This window comes from Mycobacterium sp. 852002-30065_SCH5024008 (genome assembly GCF_001665645.1).
In the GTDB taxonomy this organism is placed as follows: Bacteria; Actinomycetota; Actinomycetes; order Mycobacteriales; family Mycobacteriaceae; genus Mycobacterium; species Mycobacterium paraffinicum.
Genome location: NZ_LZSZ01000184.1, coordinates 77,149 through 90,932, shown reverse-complemented (window position 1 = coordinate 90,932; position 13,784 = coordinate 77,149). Strand labels below are relative to the sequence as shown.

The 13,784-nt window shown below is 66.2% G+C and carries 14 protein-coding genes; 8 read left to right on the top strand and 6 right to left on the bottom strand.

What is annotated here, in order from left to right:
- Nucleotides 1-13 precede the first annotated feature (13 nt).
- Nucleotides 14-838 carry an SDR family oxidoreductase gene (locus A5781_RS24140; protein WP_067213094.1) on the top strand — a complete coding sequence of 275 codons (825 nt, stop codon included), beginning with the start codon at nucleotides 14-16 and terminating at the stop codon, nucleotides 836-838.
- Between the two features lie 101 nt (nucleotides 839-939).
- Here the strand turns inward: A5781_RS24140 and A5781_RS25370 are convergent, their stop codons facing one another.
- From A5781_RS25370 to A5781_RS24125, 4 genes are all read right to left on the bottom strand, one after another.
- Entirely contained in the window at nucleotides 940-1,215 is a 276-nt protein-coding gene (locus A5781_RS25370; RefSeq protein WP_231990856.1) for a DUF3761 domain-containing protein, read from the bottom strand.
- A complete protein-coding gene (locus A5781_RS25755) occupies nucleotides 1,215-1,526 on the bottom strand; it encodes a hypothetical protein (RefSeq protein ID WP_156622579.1) in 312 nt (103 codons plus the stop codon). Before A5781_RS25755 ends, A5781_RS25370 begins: the two co-directional genes overlap by 1 nt.
- A gap of 257 nt (nucleotides 1,527-1,783) precedes the next feature.
- A complete protein-coding gene (locus A5781_RS24130; RefSeq protein WP_067213090.1) occupies nucleotides 1,784-2,458 on the bottom strand; it encodes a LuxR C-terminal-related transcriptional regulator in 675 nt (224 codons plus the stop codon).
- Nucleotides 2,459-2,702: 244 nt separating this feature from the next.
- Entirely contained in the window at nucleotides 2,703-2,951 is a 249-nt protein-coding gene (locus tag A5781_RS24125) for a hypothetical protein (RefSeq protein ID WP_067213087.1), read from the bottom strand.
- A 291-nt stretch (nucleotides 2,952-3,242) separates the two neighbouring features.
- On the opposite strand from A5781_RS24125, the gene A5781_RS24120 reads away from it, so the two are divergent.
- The 6 genes from A5781_RS24120 to A5781_RS24095 all read left to right on the top strand — a co-directional run bounded on the left by A5781_RS24120 (nucleotide 3,243) and on the right by A5781_RS24095 (nucleotide 10,621).
- Nucleotides 3,243-3,698 carry a hypothetical protein gene (locus A5781_RS24120; RefSeq protein WP_067213084.1) on the top strand — a complete coding sequence of 152 codons (456 nt, stop codon included), beginning with the start codon at nucleotides 3,243-3,245 and terminating at the stop codon, nucleotides 3,696-3,698.
- Nucleotides 3,695-5,851, top strand: a complete 2,157-nt coding sequence (locus tag A5781_RS24115) for a peptidase domain-containing ABC transporter (protein ID WP_067213082.1) — start codon at nucleotides 3,695-3,697, stop codon at nucleotides 5,849-5,851. Before A5781_RS24120 ends, A5781_RS24115 begins: the two co-directional genes overlap by 4 nt.
- Before the next feature lie 9 nt (nucleotides 5,852-5,860).
- Nucleotides 5,861-8,944, top strand: coding sequence for a lantibiotic dehydratase (locus A5781_RS24110; protein WP_067213079.1), 3,084 nt, complete (start codon nucleotides 5,861-5,863; stop codon nucleotides 8,942-8,944).
- Between the two features lie 89 nt (nucleotides 8,945-9,033).
- Nucleotides 9,034-9,270 carry a hypothetical protein gene (locus A5781_RS24105; protein ID WP_067213077.1) on the top strand — a complete coding sequence of 79 codons (237 nt, stop codon included), beginning with the start codon at nucleotides 9,034-9,036 and terminating at the stop codon, nucleotides 9,268-9,270.
- A gap of 214 nt (nucleotides 9,271-9,484) precedes the next feature.
- The gene (locus A5781_RS24100; RefSeq protein WP_067213074.1) at nucleotides 9,485-9,670 is read left to right on the top strand and encodes a hypothetical protein; all 186 of its coding nucleotides are present in this window, start codon (nucleotides 9,485-9,487) and stop codon (nucleotides 9,668-9,670) included.
- Nucleotides 9,671-9,868: 198 nt separating this feature from the next.
- Nucleotides 9,869-10,621, top strand: a complete 753-nt coding sequence (locus A5781_RS24095) for an RNA polymerase sigma factor (protein WP_082939510.1) — start codon at nucleotides 9,869-9,871, stop codon at nucleotides 10,619-10,621.
- A 10-nt stretch (nucleotides 10,622-10,631) separates the two neighbouring features.
- On the opposite strand, the gene A5781_RS24090 is transcribed toward A5781_RS24095, so the two are convergent.
- Nucleotides 10,632-11,255 carry an FHA domain-containing protein gene (locus A5781_RS24090; RefSeq protein WP_067213069.1) on the bottom strand — a complete coding sequence of 208 codons (624 nt, stop codon included), beginning with the start codon at nucleotides 11,253-11,255 and terminating at the stop codon, nucleotides 10,632-10,634.
- Nucleotides 11,256-11,650: 395 nt separating this feature from the next.
- On the opposite strand from A5781_RS24090, the gene A5781_RS24085 reads away from it, so the two are divergent.
- Nucleotides 11,651-12,505, top strand: a complete 855-nt coding sequence (locus A5781_RS24085; protein WP_067213066.1) for a hypothetical protein — start codon at nucleotides 11,651-11,653, stop codon at nucleotides 12,503-12,505.
- 89 nt (nucleotides 12,506-12,594) lie between these two features.
- Here the strand turns inward: A5781_RS24085 and A5781_RS24080 are convergent, their stop codons facing one another.
- Nucleotides 12,595-13,749 carry a glycosyltransferase family 1 protein gene (locus A5781_RS24080; RefSeq protein WP_067213063.1) on the bottom strand — a complete coding sequence of 385 codons (1,155 nt, stop codon included), beginning with the start codon at nucleotides 13,747-13,749 and terminating at the stop codon, nucleotides 12,595-12,597.
- Nucleotides 13,750-13,784: the final 35 nt, after the last annotated feature.

Below are 13,784 nucleotides of genomic sequence, written 5' to 3'. Positions count from 1 at the left end.
GTTGTACCGCTGCGTGACTGAAAAAGTTTGGTTTATCACCGGTACATCGCGGGGTTTCGGACGGGCATGGGCGATCGCGGCGCTGGAGCGCGGCGACAGGGTCGCGGCGACGGCGCGCAACACGGCGTCGCTGGAGGACCTGGCCGAGAAGTACGGCGACGCGCTGTTGCCGCTCCGTTTGGACGTCACCGATCGGGACGCTGACTTCGCCGCGGTCAAGGAGGCGCACGACCACTTCGGGCGCCTGGACATCGTGGTCAACAACGCCGGCTACGGCCAGTTCGGGTTCGTCGAGGAGCTCTCCGAGCAAGAGGCACGCGAACAGATCGAGACGAACGTGTTTGGGGCGCTGTGGATCACCCAGGCCGCGTTGCCGTACCTGCGCGAGCAGCGCGGCGGCCACATCATCCAGGTGTCATCGATCGGGGGCATCACCGCGTTCCCGTTGCTCGGCGCCTACCACGCATCGAAGTGGGCGCTGGAAGGCTTCTCGCAGGCGCTCGCTCTGGAGGTCGCCCCGTTCGGCGTGCACGTCACGTTGATCGAGCCGGGCGGCTTCGACACCGACTGGGCCGGAGATTCTGCCAAGCTGGCCGATCCGCTCCCGGCGTACGACGACGTTCGCGCCGCCGTGCAGGCCGAGCGCAGCAAGCGCTGGGCCAGCCCGGGCAACCCGGAGGCATCCGCCACAGCGCTGCTGAAGGTCGTCGACGCCGAAAAGCCGCCCCTGCGAGTGTTTTTCGGCGCATCGCCGCTGGAAACGGCCAAGGCCGACTATGAGAGCCGGCTGCGCACCTGGGAGGAATGGCAGCCCGTTGCGGAGCTGGCGCAAGGGTAGCTAGCGACAACCGGCTTACGAGCCGGTCGCTCCCGCGCAGTGCTGCGAATCACCTTGTGTAGCAGGGTGATACGTGCCGCCACGGCGGGGGCCGCGCTCCATCACACGCCGCGGCTGGTAATGAACCCTCCGTGCTCGTCATATCGCCCGGTTGCGGGTGAGTTGGTACGGCATGGACACCATTGCGCGACACCGCCGTGGTGGGAACAGGTACCGCTCCTGTGCAGACTGTTGGAGGCGGTGCCGTCGGTACAGATGGCGGTGGGCCCAGACGGTGGTGGTGTCGGCGTCGGTGTCGTTGGTTGGGCAGCGGCGGGTGACGCCGCGCCGATGGCTGCTACCGCAATAGCCGTCGCGGCCAAAATCTTGCGAATCATCATGCTGGCGGCGGTGGAGGCGGCACACCAGGCACGGGCGGGCTGAACGTGGGCTGTCCGGCCATCTGAGGAGGAGCCGGATAGTCCCAGCACGTCCCGGGTCCTTTGCCATCCGTGCCGATGGATGTGCACACGTGATAGCTACCGTCCGGGTTGAAACAGGTCGTGCGGACGCCGACGGGCACGTTGTACATGGTGTTCCACTCGGTCCTGCAGTTCTGGCCGGGATCTGCCGAGGCGGTTTCGGCCGCCACCACGGGGATGGTGATGAGCGCTGCGCCGATACCGGCCGCAGCGATGACTTTCTTCATAGGTGCTCCCGCGAGCATTCTCGTCATGGATTGATCTCCTCTGGTTCGTGAGTTAGAGCCCCACGACCCACGTTGTTTATTGATTGATTGCGGTGCAGTCGTTGAACATCCGCTGACGGACGCGACGCGTGACTTTCCCCCGGACGTCACAGTAAGCCAACATTTGCTAGGTCACCATCCGCCGAACGGACGACAGGGACTGTAGCCCCTTTGTTGAAATGTGCGGCTTAGCCCGGCGGATGCGCCCGCAAACTAGATCACAGGTCGTTGACGCTGAGGATGCCGTCCTGGATCGCCCTGGCAATCAGTGCCGACTTGGTCGGCGCTGGTCTGCCGACCGCCGCGTATTTCGCGCGGGCTCGCTGCAAATGGGTACGGACCGTCGACGGCTCGATGAAAAGCCTCTTGGCAACCTGCTCTTTGTTCTCGGTCTGAAACCACGCGATGAGGACTTCTCGTTCCCGCTCGCTCAGGCGGGGTCGGCCGACGGTCCGGTCGCTCAGCAGCGCTTTGGCCATCCTCGGGGCAACGTAGGGCGTATCCGTGCACGCCGCCCAGATCGCCTCGCACAAATGAATGCCGCTCTCCGCCTTTGCCACGTAGCTCACGGCTCCGGCGTCAAGACTGGTCAGAATGATTTCGTCGCTGGCGAGGTACGAGTAGACGACGACTCGATTGCCCGCCTGACTGAGCCGACGAAGGGCGCCGAACTCGGGACCGTCGTCGTATTGCAGTGCAAACAGGACGACGTCCACATCGCCGGCTGCCGCCGGGTCGACGGACATGAACTCCGCCGGATTCAGGTAATTTCCCACGATCTTGATGGGCGGCTCCGCCCCACTTACCCATGCCTCGATGCCGATGTGCACGACGTGCTGGCCGTCGATGATGACGAGCGACACCTCCGGCTGAACGCCACCTGCCCCAGACACCTCGCAAAATCCCCTGCTAAACGAGCCGCACTCCAAAGCCCGAAAATTCCCCTTTCGACTAATCGGCAAACATTGCCGGCTGGGGCATTGCTGGATTGTCGACTCGTCGACGGACCGGGAGCCGATGGAGGACATCGATTGCTGAGCGCTAAATTCCTCGGATGCCTGCGGCGCTCCTAGTGATGCACCTGGAGCCAGACGAGACCGTCACGCCAGTGGTGCGGAGCCGGGCTCGTCTCGATGGCTATCGCACGGGGCGGATGACAAAGGCATCGATGTTCTCGTCATAGTCGACCGACTCATCCACGAACAGCTCGCCCACCGGGTGGCCGTCCTCAGCGACGGCGATGAAGGTCGACTCCTCCGGGTTGTAGGTCACCGATCCTTGCACGAACATCGCTGCAACCTCGTGCCCGTCGGCTCCAAAAACGACAAGCTTCAACCCTCCGGCGTCCTTGACGTATTGCGCCGCTTCAGCACGTGTTGTGATCATCGCTTCGCTTCCACTCCTGTTGCGGGTCCAATTCTTTCGCCTCGTCACGTATCTGCAGTCAGGGTATCGAATGGAAGATCGGCGTCGCGCCAACGCGCCCGCGTAACCCTGGCGATTGCGTCAGTGACCTCTGCGCGCAGAAAGCGCGGGCGCCCCGCACCGCCATGGATTGCGTCGACGGCAGATTCAGCGTCGACGCCGACACGTCCGCAAAATGTGTCACCCTTTCCCGCCGTCAGTCCTCCTACCCGTGTGAGTGGCCCTTCCGGGACCGACACCTAGGAGAGACGAATGAAAGCCGACCGAGACGGCGACGACGGCGAAATCCGTCACGAGTCAGTGTTTCGTGAGCGCTGGCGCGACCGCCAGTCCGCGGCCACCCGCCCCGGCGAACTGATCAAGCAACAGGGGTGGATTAACGCGGGACTCGTCACACTCGGTGTGCTGTTGGCGGCCGGCGCCGTTGCCGCCGGCACTGTCAGCGCCGCACAGACCGAGGCGCTGCCGGCCGTCGCGCAAGGCACGACGGTCACGGCGACCCGTGATGGCGGGACACCGCCGGCCCGCGGCGCGGCCGCGCGATTTCGCGGCGCTTCCGGCACAACGCAGGGCGCGGTCGTCGTCGAGGTGACGGCCACTGCGGTGACGGCCCAGTTGCAGCGGCCCGCTTCGGAACCGGCCGGCGAACTAGTCGTCCCCAAGGGCCGGCAGCGGCTGATCAGCGTGTTGCTGCCGAGGCTGCGATGATGCGGGGCCGGCGCGCGATCCCGTATATCGCCCAAGCTGAGATGGCCGACTGTGGTGCCGCCGCGCTTGCCATGGCACTCGGGTATCACGGCCGCCACGTTTCGCTCGCCGAGATGCACGACGCCACCGGGACCGGGCGCGACGGTGTCGACGCGTTGCGCCTTGCCGAAGCCGCGTCCTCGTTCGGCTTGCGGGCGCGCGGGGTGGCCACCGAGCTCGACGACCTGCGGTACCTGCCTCGCGGCACCGTATTGCATTGGGGTGCAGCGCATTTTGTTGTCCTGGATTCGACATCGCGGCGTGGTGTGACCATCGTCGATCCGGCTGCCGGCCGCTATCGGCTCGGCTGGGCCGCGGTCAACGACCTCTACAGCGGCGTCGCGGTCATGCTGGAACCCACCGACACATTTGCGTCAGGTGGGCGCCGGGCCCCCGGCGCGCTCCATCACGCCCGTCGCCTGCTGTCCCGATCGAGCGGACTCGGCAAAGTACTGGCCACTTCGGTGGTGGTGCGGGTGATGGCGCTGGCGGTGCCGGTGCTGACCGGCGTGGTCGTCGATCGCGTGGTGCCTAACAACGATGGGCAGTTGCTGAAGGTGCTCGCCGCGGTGATGACCGCGCTGATCGCCTACTCGGTGCTCGCGACGTACCTGCGCGCGCACTTGCTGTTGCGGCTGCGCAGCCGGCTGGACGTCGACATGACGCTCGATTTCCTCGAGCACCTGGTGGACCTGCCGTACGCGTTCTTCCTGAAGCGCTCATCCGGAGACCTGATGATGCGATTGCGCAGCAACGCGACGGTCCGCGAGATCCTGACCACGGGAACCATTTCCGCGCTACTCGACGGCACGCTGGCCACCCTCTATCTGGTCGTCATATTCGCCCTGTCGCCGGCCCTGGGACTTCTGGTCTTCGCGCTGGGCGCCGCCCAGGTCGCGGTTCTGCTGGCCGCCCGCCGCCGCAACCAGCACCTGATGGGGGAAGCACTGGCGACCGAAGCCCGATCCCAGTCCTATGCCTTCGAGATGTTTTCCGGGGTCGAAACGCTCAAGGCAGCCGGAGCGGAGCGTCGCGCGGTATCGCACTGGACCAACCTGTTCGTTGCCGAACTGAACGTTTCGATGCGCCGCGGGCGCCTCGAGGCATTGGTGTCGACCGCCATCCATGGGCTGGCGCTACTTTCCCCGATCGCGGTTTTGCTGGTTGGCGCCGACCTGACGTCGAGCGGAAGGCTCTCGCTGGGCATGATGCTTGCCCTGGCTGCGTTGGCAACCGGATTCCTTGAGCCACTTGGCATCTTGGTCGCCACCGCGCTGCAGGTGCAGCTGCTCGGCAGCTACCTCGCCCGCCTGGACGACGTCTTCGACACCCCCACCGAAACCGCCGGCCGCGAGCTCCGGCAAGCGCCCGAGCTAACCGGATCGGTGCGCGCCGAACGGGTCACCTTCCGCTACACCCCACATGGCCCACCGGTCGTCGATGGTGCCAGCATCGAGGTGCAGCCCGGACAGGTCCTGGCCATCGTGGGGCGTTCGGGCTCAGGCAAATCCACGCTGGGCCGGCTGCTACTCGGTCTCTACTCGCCCTCGGAGGGGCGTGTCCTGCTCGACGGCGTGGACCTTGCCACCCTGCACCCGCGCAGTGTGCGCTCTCAAATCGGAGTCGTGACGCAGGACCCCTACATTTTCGGGCTGTCCATTCGCGACAACCTGGTGCTTGGCAACCCCAGCCTGCCGCTGGACCGGCTCGAGTCGGCGGCTGAGCTGGCCGGCATCGCCGAGGACATTCGCGCGATGCCGATGGGGCTCGACACCCCGCTCGTGGACGCGGGCGCCTCGCTGTCGGGTGGTCAACGTCAAAGGCTTGCCCTGGCCCGCGCGCTCGCTCCCCGGCCGCGGATCTTGTTGCTTGACGAGGCGACGAGCAGTCTCGACACCGTCACCGAGGCGAGGGTCCACGACAACATTGCCCGGCTCGGATGCACCGTCATCGTGATCGCGCATCGACTGGCCACCGTGATCGACGCCGACCACATCGTGGTGATGGACGCGGGCCGGGTCGTCGAATCAGGCTGCCACCACGACCTGATGGCCGCGGGTGGTCACTACGCACAACTCGTCGCGGGCCAACTCGTCGGCGAGACAACGCATTAGGAGCTGGAAATGAACGATTCAACATCCGCGCTGACGCCGAGTGGCTTCTTCGTGATGCGCGCGCCGTTGCTGCCGCTGAACGAATTGGAGCGCCTGCGCGCCGATTCCACCTACTGGCGCAACCTGGTCGCACGGCCGGAGATTCGTGAGGCGCTCCACCTCGCCTCGCCCGGGTTGATGCGCCGCTTGGCAGCCGGCGATGCGGACGACCGGGTGATCGCCTCGGTGACTGCGTATCTGACCCGCATGTGCACCCGCGCAACGCCTTTCGGACTCTTCGCCGGCTGCTCGCTGGGAGAGCTGAGCGACACCACCGCGTTGGTGGTCGACGGCCCGGAGGGGATCAGCCGGCACAGCCGACCCGACACGGAGGTGCTGGCGGCGCTGGTCGAGCGGCTGTTGGCGGATGCGTCGACACGACAGACCATGATGGTGGAGCCCAACTCCAGCCGCTACCACGCCGCCGGGGCCATGCGGCTCATCGAAAGCCGGCTTCGCGAGGGCCGTCGCACGCATCATCTGGTCGTGGTCGAGGACGACGCGCCGTTGCGTTGTGCGTTGGATGCGGCAGCCGGTGGCTGCGCGGTGGACAAGGTTGTCGACGCCGTGGCCAAACGGGTGGGGGTCGAGCGCGACGAGGCACGCGAATACGTCGATGCCCTGATCGAGGCCAAGGTCTTGACGCCGGTGGCCGAGCCCGCGGTGACGGGCCCGGAACCGCTGACCCAGCTGATGTCGTCGCTGAGCGAGCCGGACTTCGCCGCCACCTCGGACGCGTTGCGGCGGGTCTCCGACGAGCTCGCGCGCCTGGACGCCGCCGGGCTGGGTAATCCGCCCGAGGCCTACGCGGCGACCGCCGCACAGCTGCTCGAGCTGGCCGGTGAAGGCGACGAAGCCCGGCTGATCCAGGTCGACCTGCACCGGGCCGGGTCGGGTCTGACCCTGGGATCCGACACGGTGAAGCTGCTGGCCGAGGGGGTGCAACTGCTGCACCGGTTGTCCACCGGCGGCGAGGATCTGGCGCTGACTCGGTTCAAGCAGCAGTTCGCGGCGCGCTACGAGGACCGAGAGGTCGCGCTGATGGAGGCGCTCGACGAGGAGATGGGGATCGGGTTCGACCCGTCGACGCACCCGGCGGCCGACGAGTCGCCGCTGCTGGCCGGCCTCGACCTGGGCGGCGTCACTCCGCAGTACACGTTCACCGCGCGCGACGCCGCCCTGCTCGATCTGGTCATGCGCACGCGTGAGAGCGGCGCCGCGAGCCTCGAACTCGACGCCCCCACGGTCGCGCGCCTTGAATCGTCACAGAAAGATCTGCCACCGCCGTTGCCATTGCCCGACGGCCTGGCGGTCAACGCGAACCTGCTCGAGGACGGTGTCGAAATCGACTGCGCCTACGGGCCTTCGGGAGCACAGCTGCTCGGCCGGTTCTGTCACGGCGACACGCGACTGCACGACGCGGTACGAGCCCACCTGCGCGCCGAGGAAGTCCAGTCCCCCGGTGTGGTGTTCGCCGAGATCGTGCACCTGCCGGAAGGCCGAGTCGGCAATGTCTTGGCCCGGCCGGTGCTGCGCGACTACGAACTGGTCCTGCTGGGGCGTTCGGGCGCACCCGCGGATCGTCAGCTCAGTGTCGATGAGCTGACCGTGCGTCTCGACGGTGACCGCGTCGTCCTCCACAGCCCGCGGCTGGGCGCCGAAGTAAGGCCGCGGCTGACCACGGCGCACAATCCGGCGTGGCGCGGCTTCGGGGTGTACCGGTTCCTCGCGGCGCTGCAAAGCGACGGGGTGACCGGCGGGCTGGCGTGGGATTGGGGCGCCCTGTCAGCGGCGCCGGCGTTGCCGCGGGTCACCGCCGGGCGCCTGGTGCTGGCCCGGGCCCGCTGGCGGCTGTCGGCGGCTGAGATCTCCAAGGTCACGAAACCCGACGCCTCCGACGCTTTAGCCGGATGGGCGGCCCTGGCTCGCGAGCGGGGACTGCCCGGTGAGCTGCTTATCGCCGACGGCGACAACCGCCTGTACGTCGACACCACAAGCCCTGTTCTCACGGCCGCGGCCGCCAAGGTGCTGCGCGGGCGGACCGAGGCGATCATCGAGGAGGTCCTGCCCACCGGGATCGCCACCGGGCCACAGGGCCGATTCGCCCACGAACTCATCGTGCCGTTCATCCGACGTGGCGAGCCGGCACCGGCGCCCGGGCTGTGGACCGCGCCGAAGGTGCGCCGGACCTTCGGCCCGGGCAGCCAGTGGCTCTACCTCAAGGCGTATACGGGCACCGCGTCCGCCGATCGCATTCTCACCGGCGCCGTGGGACCCGTCATGAAACAGCTGCGCGAAAGCGGCGTCGTCGACCATTGGTTCTTCCTGCGCTACGCCGACCCCGAACATCATCTGCGGCTTCGGTTGCACGGTGACCCGACGGCATTGCGGGACCACGCCTTGCCGGCACTGACCGACGCACTGGCCCCACACCTCGGTGACGGGACGGCATGGAAGTTCGCGACCGACACGTACCACCGCGAGATCGAACGGTACGGCGGCGACGCCGGCATCGAACTGGCCGAGCGGATCCACGCCGCCGACAGCGAGGCCGTGCTGAAGATCATGGGCCTGCTTGACCTCTATGGCGACGACGCGGCCGAAGCCCGCTGGAAGCTGTGCCTCTACGCCACCGATCGCCTGCTGGCCGATGCCGGCCTGGACATACAGGAGCGGCGCGACTGGGCCAAGGACGGGGCCGACGGCTACCGGCACGAATACCCCAACGCGGCCAACCTGGATCCCGGGATAGGGCAGCTCTGGCGGCGCGAGCGCGCCGACGTCACGGCGCTGCTCGACGACACCAAGGACCACCCGTACGAACCCGCGCGCCAAGCATTCAGGCGGCGATCCGAGCGAATGGCGCCCTTGCTCGCGGAGCTGGCGGACCTGTCCAAGCGGGGTGAGCTGAGCCAGTCCTATCCACAGCTCCTGCACAGCCTCAGCCACCTGAACGCCGTGCGGCTGCTGCGCTCGGCCGCCCGCACCCACGAACTCATCCTGCTGAGCTTTCTTGATCGCCACTACGCGAGCCAATTAGCGCGGGCAAAATAGCGTCACGTTTTGCCTGGCATGACGCTCCTACCTGTGAGCACGGCCTAAAACCGTTCCGCGCCAACACAAATCACAGCAAGGAGAAACAAATGAACACCAATCACGACAGGCTGGCACTGCGCCGGCAGAGCATCCGCACCCTGACCGCCGACGAGCTGCGCATGGCCCACGGCGGCGAGGGCGGCAACGGCACCGGCGGTGGCAACGGCACGGGCCAGACCACCAAGCACACCACGCTGCCCACCGCGGGAACGCACACAGGCACCCGCCCCAATCCGACGCTGACGGCTACGCATTCACCCCCGCAGACGCTGACGGTGGCCTAGCAGAGCACGGCGCTCGTCCCAAACAAACCGCCCCACAACCGATTTGCCATCGGCTGCGGGGCGGTTCTCGCCGTGCGGCAAGTAACCGGCCGGGTGCCACGAATCTGCGAATCCCGCTGAAAAATGGTCACCCTTCGAGGTCGCCGGCGCTCCTACCTATGAGCGGGCCCACCCGGGCTTGCCGTCACCACATCACACAAGAAGGAAAGATCAAATGAGTATCAACCACGACAAGATTGCGCTGCGCCGACAGAGCATCCGCACCCTGACCGCTGACGAGCTGCGCATCGCCCACGGCGGCCGCGGCAACGGCACCGGTACCGGCACCGGAAACGGCACCGGAACGGGCACCGGAAACGGCACCGGCACGCGCACGGCGCACACCAAGACGAAGGCGTGAGCTGCTCCAACACACGTCACAATCGTCGCCACCGCCCCATAACCGTTACATCGGTTATGGGGCGGTGGTCGTACGCGTGCTCCAGGTACCGACCCTTACCAAATAGGTAGGAAACCCTTCCCCTGCGGAAGGTGAAACTGGCTTCCACGGTAATTACGAAATCACCCACCATCCCCGAGCATTTCAGTCATGACTTTCATGACCACGGTGCCGAAGCATCGCATTATCAGCGACACGGACCTCGCCCGCGCCGCGGCGACCGGCGATCGGGCGGCGTTGGCCAGCATCTACAACCGCTATGCAGCCCCACTTCACGCCTACTGCGTCGGCATGCTGCGTGACCGCCACGCGGCCTCCGACTGCGTACAGGAGGTCTTCTGCATCGCGACGACAGAGTTGCCGAAGCTCCGTGATGCGGACAAGCTGAGGCCCTGGCTTTACGCCATCGCCCGTCGCCGCGCCCTGCGGGCCCTATCCGAACGTCGCCGGGAGGCCGCCTGTGACGAGCTGCCCGATGATGTGGCGACGGGTCCGGGGCCGTTTACGCTGACGGCCCAGAACGAGCTCCGCGAACTGATCGCCCAGGCCGCCTGCGGATTGTCCGAGCGCGACCGCCACGTGCTGGATCTTGCCTACCGTCACGGCGTGACCGGAACCGAGCTCGCGCAAGCGCTGGGCATCAGCTATGACTCCACCAAGAAGCTCCTGCAGCGGCTGCGCGACACCATCGAACGCTCGCTGGGTGCGCTATTGGTGGCACGGCGCGCCCCGCGGAACGGGTGCCCCCGGCTCGCCGCGGATCTGTCGGGCTGGGACGAACAGTTCACCGTGCTGATGCGGAAACGCATTGCCCGCCATATCGAGTCGTGCCCCACATGTGACGAATACCGTCGCAGTGCCCTCAATGCGGTCGCCATGCTCGGCGGCGGGGTGCTCGACAAGATCTCCTAGTACCGCGCGCTCACCCTTGCGTGCGACGGTCACGCAGCATGGAGCGATTGACGGCACCGAGCCGGATGGCCGCGTTGGCCAGTCTTACCCGTCGATCTCCATCGGTTTTGATGCCGAACTTGTCGTACAGATGTTGCAGATGTTGCTTGACGGCTGCTTCCGTGACGAATAGCTCCTGGGCCATGTGACGAACCGATGCAGGCTCGGGAAACGGGTCGTCGGATACGAAGGGGCGACACAAAATTTTGAGGACGTCGAGTTCGCGCTGGGTCATCCGAGGCGGCCGCAGGATGGACTTGCCGGTTTCGGTCTCTTGATCGGCCGGTGCTTCGCCAGCGCCCCTGGTCATCCAGAAGACCAACCGTGAACTGCCGAGCCGCAATTCGTCGCCAGACCGCAGAATCCGTTCCGCAGCGATCTTTTCTCCGTTGACATAGGTGCCGTTGCGGCTACCCAGGTCCCGCACGGACCACGCTTGACCGAAGTTCTCCAAGACGGCGTGTACGCGGGACACGGTCGGGTCGTGCTCGAACGACACCGCGTTGGTCAAGGACTTGCCGAGGGTCAGTCGTTCACCGCTCAGGGCGATCAGCTCCCGCCCTGACGGTTTCCACACCTCCAAATGGGAAGACATGCTGACCCTCCTATCAGGCCAATTCTGCCCCTGCGACGCAGAGCTTGGCCGGGAACCGTCCGCCGAGCCAAAATCGCCCGTTGGCTGCCGAGATTCCCCCAGTATCGCAAGCCTGTCCGGGATCCCGTCATCGTCTGACCATCACCGACCGGTGTCGATGGCGTCGCCGCCGTGCGTCGGGATCGACTCCTATCGGAGTATTCGGGTCGGGGATGCCCAGTTGCGGTTGGACCGTGGTGGGCATTTTCGACACAGCTCATTAGCCGCGACGAAGGCCGACAGGCCAGGCCTGGGATATGTTCCGAAGATAACGGTATCGCTGGAAGCCGTCTTCCGTGCCGGCGACAAGCCATAAAATCTACGAGCATGCGTCGCAGCATCCCTAGCCCAACTTCATGATGGCAATCACGAATATCGAGCTCAGCTTCCTGCTGGAGGCGTCGCGCCGCGGTCTGCTTCCTCAGCAAGGCCGCCTCCTGGAATTCGGCGAAGCCGAGACCATGATCGATGTGGCGCAGGCGATCCCGCTCCTGCTCCCCGAAGGGCCACGGAGCGACGCGTTGCTGGCCGAGACGGCGCCGGACGGCATGGCCCAGGTCTATGCCGACGCCAAGCGAATCTACAGAGCCCTGTTCGACTTCCGCAGCTATAACGCCATCGATCTGCTCCCGCCCAATCACTACCGCCTGCAGCAGGATCTCAACCTGCCCTTCGATCTTGGGACAAGGTTCGACGTCTGCATCAACAACGGCACGACTGAACATGTCTTCAATCAGGCCAATTGCTACAAGGCGATTCACGATCACACCGCCCCGGGGGGCGTGATGATCCACTGGACGCCGTGCCTGGGATGGGTCGACCACGGCTTATACAACATTCAGCCGGGGTTCTTCCACGACCTGGCCACCGCGAACGGCTATGAGGTCCTGCTAGCCGTGCTGTCGAGCGACAGCATGATGGTGCCGATCATCCCAGGCCAGATCACTTCCGAGTTAGTCGCCGCCAATCCGGGCATCCGGGACAGTCTCGCGTGCGCCGTGCTGCGTAAGACGACGGACGAACCGTTCCGCTTTCCCTTGCAGGGGGTCTATTCCTTTCTCAAGGAACTGGCGGGTGTGGCAGATCCGCAACGGATTGCGCATCTGCTAGCGGCGCGCTCCGGCCAGGCAGGAGAGCGACCACACATGGGGCGACCCGACAATCCGATTCAGGACGCCCCGCCCGGCGAATTCCATCGGCCTGAGGACTGACGTCAGTACCCTGGGGTTAACTACGAGACGTCGGAGCCAGCTCTTTCGAGGACTCGCCATAAGCGTTGTCCGCAGGGCTGACCGTTAGCTCACTGGCCCTGTGCGTACCGCTTGGCGAACATCCGCCTGCGGGCGAACGGCGAGAGCACCGCCTCATAGTGGCCGAGCAGCTCATCACAGATGACCGGCCAGCTGCGGCCGAGCACGCTGCGCCGGGCGGCCAGCGCGTAGCGGTGGCGTTCGTCGATCAAATGGGTGACGGCCGAGGGCAACCTCGCCTCGAATTCGCCGACGCCCAGTAACAAACCGGTGCGCCACGGCGTGACGAGGTCGCGTGGGCCGCCGGCGTCGGGGGCGATCACCGGCAGCCCCGACGCCAGCGCTTCCTGCACGACTTGGCAAAACGTTTCGTGCTCGCCGGGATGCACGAAGACGTCCATGCTGGCGTACGCCGTTGCGAGTTCGTCGCCGTACAGCGCGCCGGTGAAAACCGCTGTCGGCATTGCCTTTTGCAACCTGCTTCGGTCGACGCCGTCACCGACGATGACGAGTTGCACGTCGTCTCGGCCCGCCAGCGGGATCAGCCGCTCGACGTGCTTCTCGGGCGCCAGCCGGCCCACGAAGCCGACGATCGGCTTGGCTTGCGGCGACCATCGCCGCCTGAGTGCCTCGTCACGCGCCGACGGGGCGAACCGCAGCACGTCGACCCCGCGTGCCCAGTGGTAAACCCGCGGGAAGCGATGCGCCACAAGTGATTCCATCGTCACGCTGGACGGCGCCAGGGTTCGGTCGGCGAGGCTGTGCAGATGGCGGAACCAGGCCCACGCGGCCCGTGTCGTCATGGGAATGCCATAGCTCGCCGCGAAACCGGGTACGTCCGTTTGATACACGGCGACCGTCGGCACCCCCAGCCACCGGGCCGCCTTCACCCCGCCGTACCCCAGCAGCGCCGGCGAGGCCAAATGCACAACGTGCGGGTCGAATCCGCGTAACACGCTCACCATCCGGGGCATCGGCACACCGAGGGGCAGCGTGGTCACCTTGGGGAACATCCGCGACGGAACCCGATGCACGCGGATCCCGTCGTAGACGCGATCCGCCGGGGCCGCACCGGGCGGGGTGTCCGGGGCGATGACGAGGGCTTCGTGACCGGTCCGGCGCAGGTGCTCGAGCACCCGGATCACCGAGTTGCTGACACCATTGACTTCCGGCAGGAACGATTCGGCGACGATGGCAACGCGCACAACACCACAGTGTCAGCACCGACTTTCGACAAGGT

Bases quoted from the DNA above. Each gene is read 5' to 3' on its own strand.
- A5781_RS24105 (WP_067213077.1), top strand. From the start codon at position 9,034: ATGAACACCAATCACGACAGGCTGGCACTGCGCCGGCAGAGCATCCGC.
- A5781_RS24115 (WP_067213082.1), top strand. From the start codon at position 3,695: ATGATGCGGGGCCGGCGCGCGATCCCGTATATCGCCCAAGCTGAGATG.
- A5781_RS24110 (WP_067213079.1), top strand. From the start codon at position 5,861: ATGAACGATTCAACATCCGCGCTGACGCCGAGTGGCTTCTTCGTGATG.
- A5781_RS24100 (WP_067213074.1), top strand. From the start codon at position 9,485: ATGAGTATCAACCACGACAAGATTGCGCTGCGCCGACAGAGCATCCGC.
- A5781_RS25370 (WP_231990856.1), bottom strand. From the start codon at position 1,215: ATGATTCGCAAGATTTTGGCCGCGACGGCTATTGCGGTAGCAGCCATC.
- A5781_RS24125 (WP_067213087.1), bottom strand. From the start codon at position 2,951: ATGATCACAACACGTGCTGAAGCGGCGCAATACGTCAAGGACGCCGGA.
- A5781_RS24090 (WP_067213069.1), bottom strand. From the start codon at position 11,255: ATGTCTTCCCATTTGGAGGTGTGGAAACCGTCAGGGCGGGAGCTGATC.
- A5781_RS24095 (WP_082939510.1), top strand. From the start codon at position 9,869: ATGACCACGGTGCCGAAGCATCGCATTATCAGCGACACGGACCTCGCC.
- A5781_RS24085 (WP_067213066.1), top strand. From the start codon at position 11,651: ATGATGGCAATCACGAATATCGAGCTCAGCTTCCTGCTGGAGGCGTCG.
- A5781_RS24120 (WP_067213084.1), top strand. From the start codon at position 3,243: ATGAAAGCCGACCGAGACGGCGACGACGGCGAAATCCGTCACGAGTCA.
- A5781_RS25755 (WP_156622579.1), bottom strand. From the start codon at position 1,526: ATGAAGAAAGTCATCGCTGCGGCCGGTATCGGCGCAGCGCTCATCACC.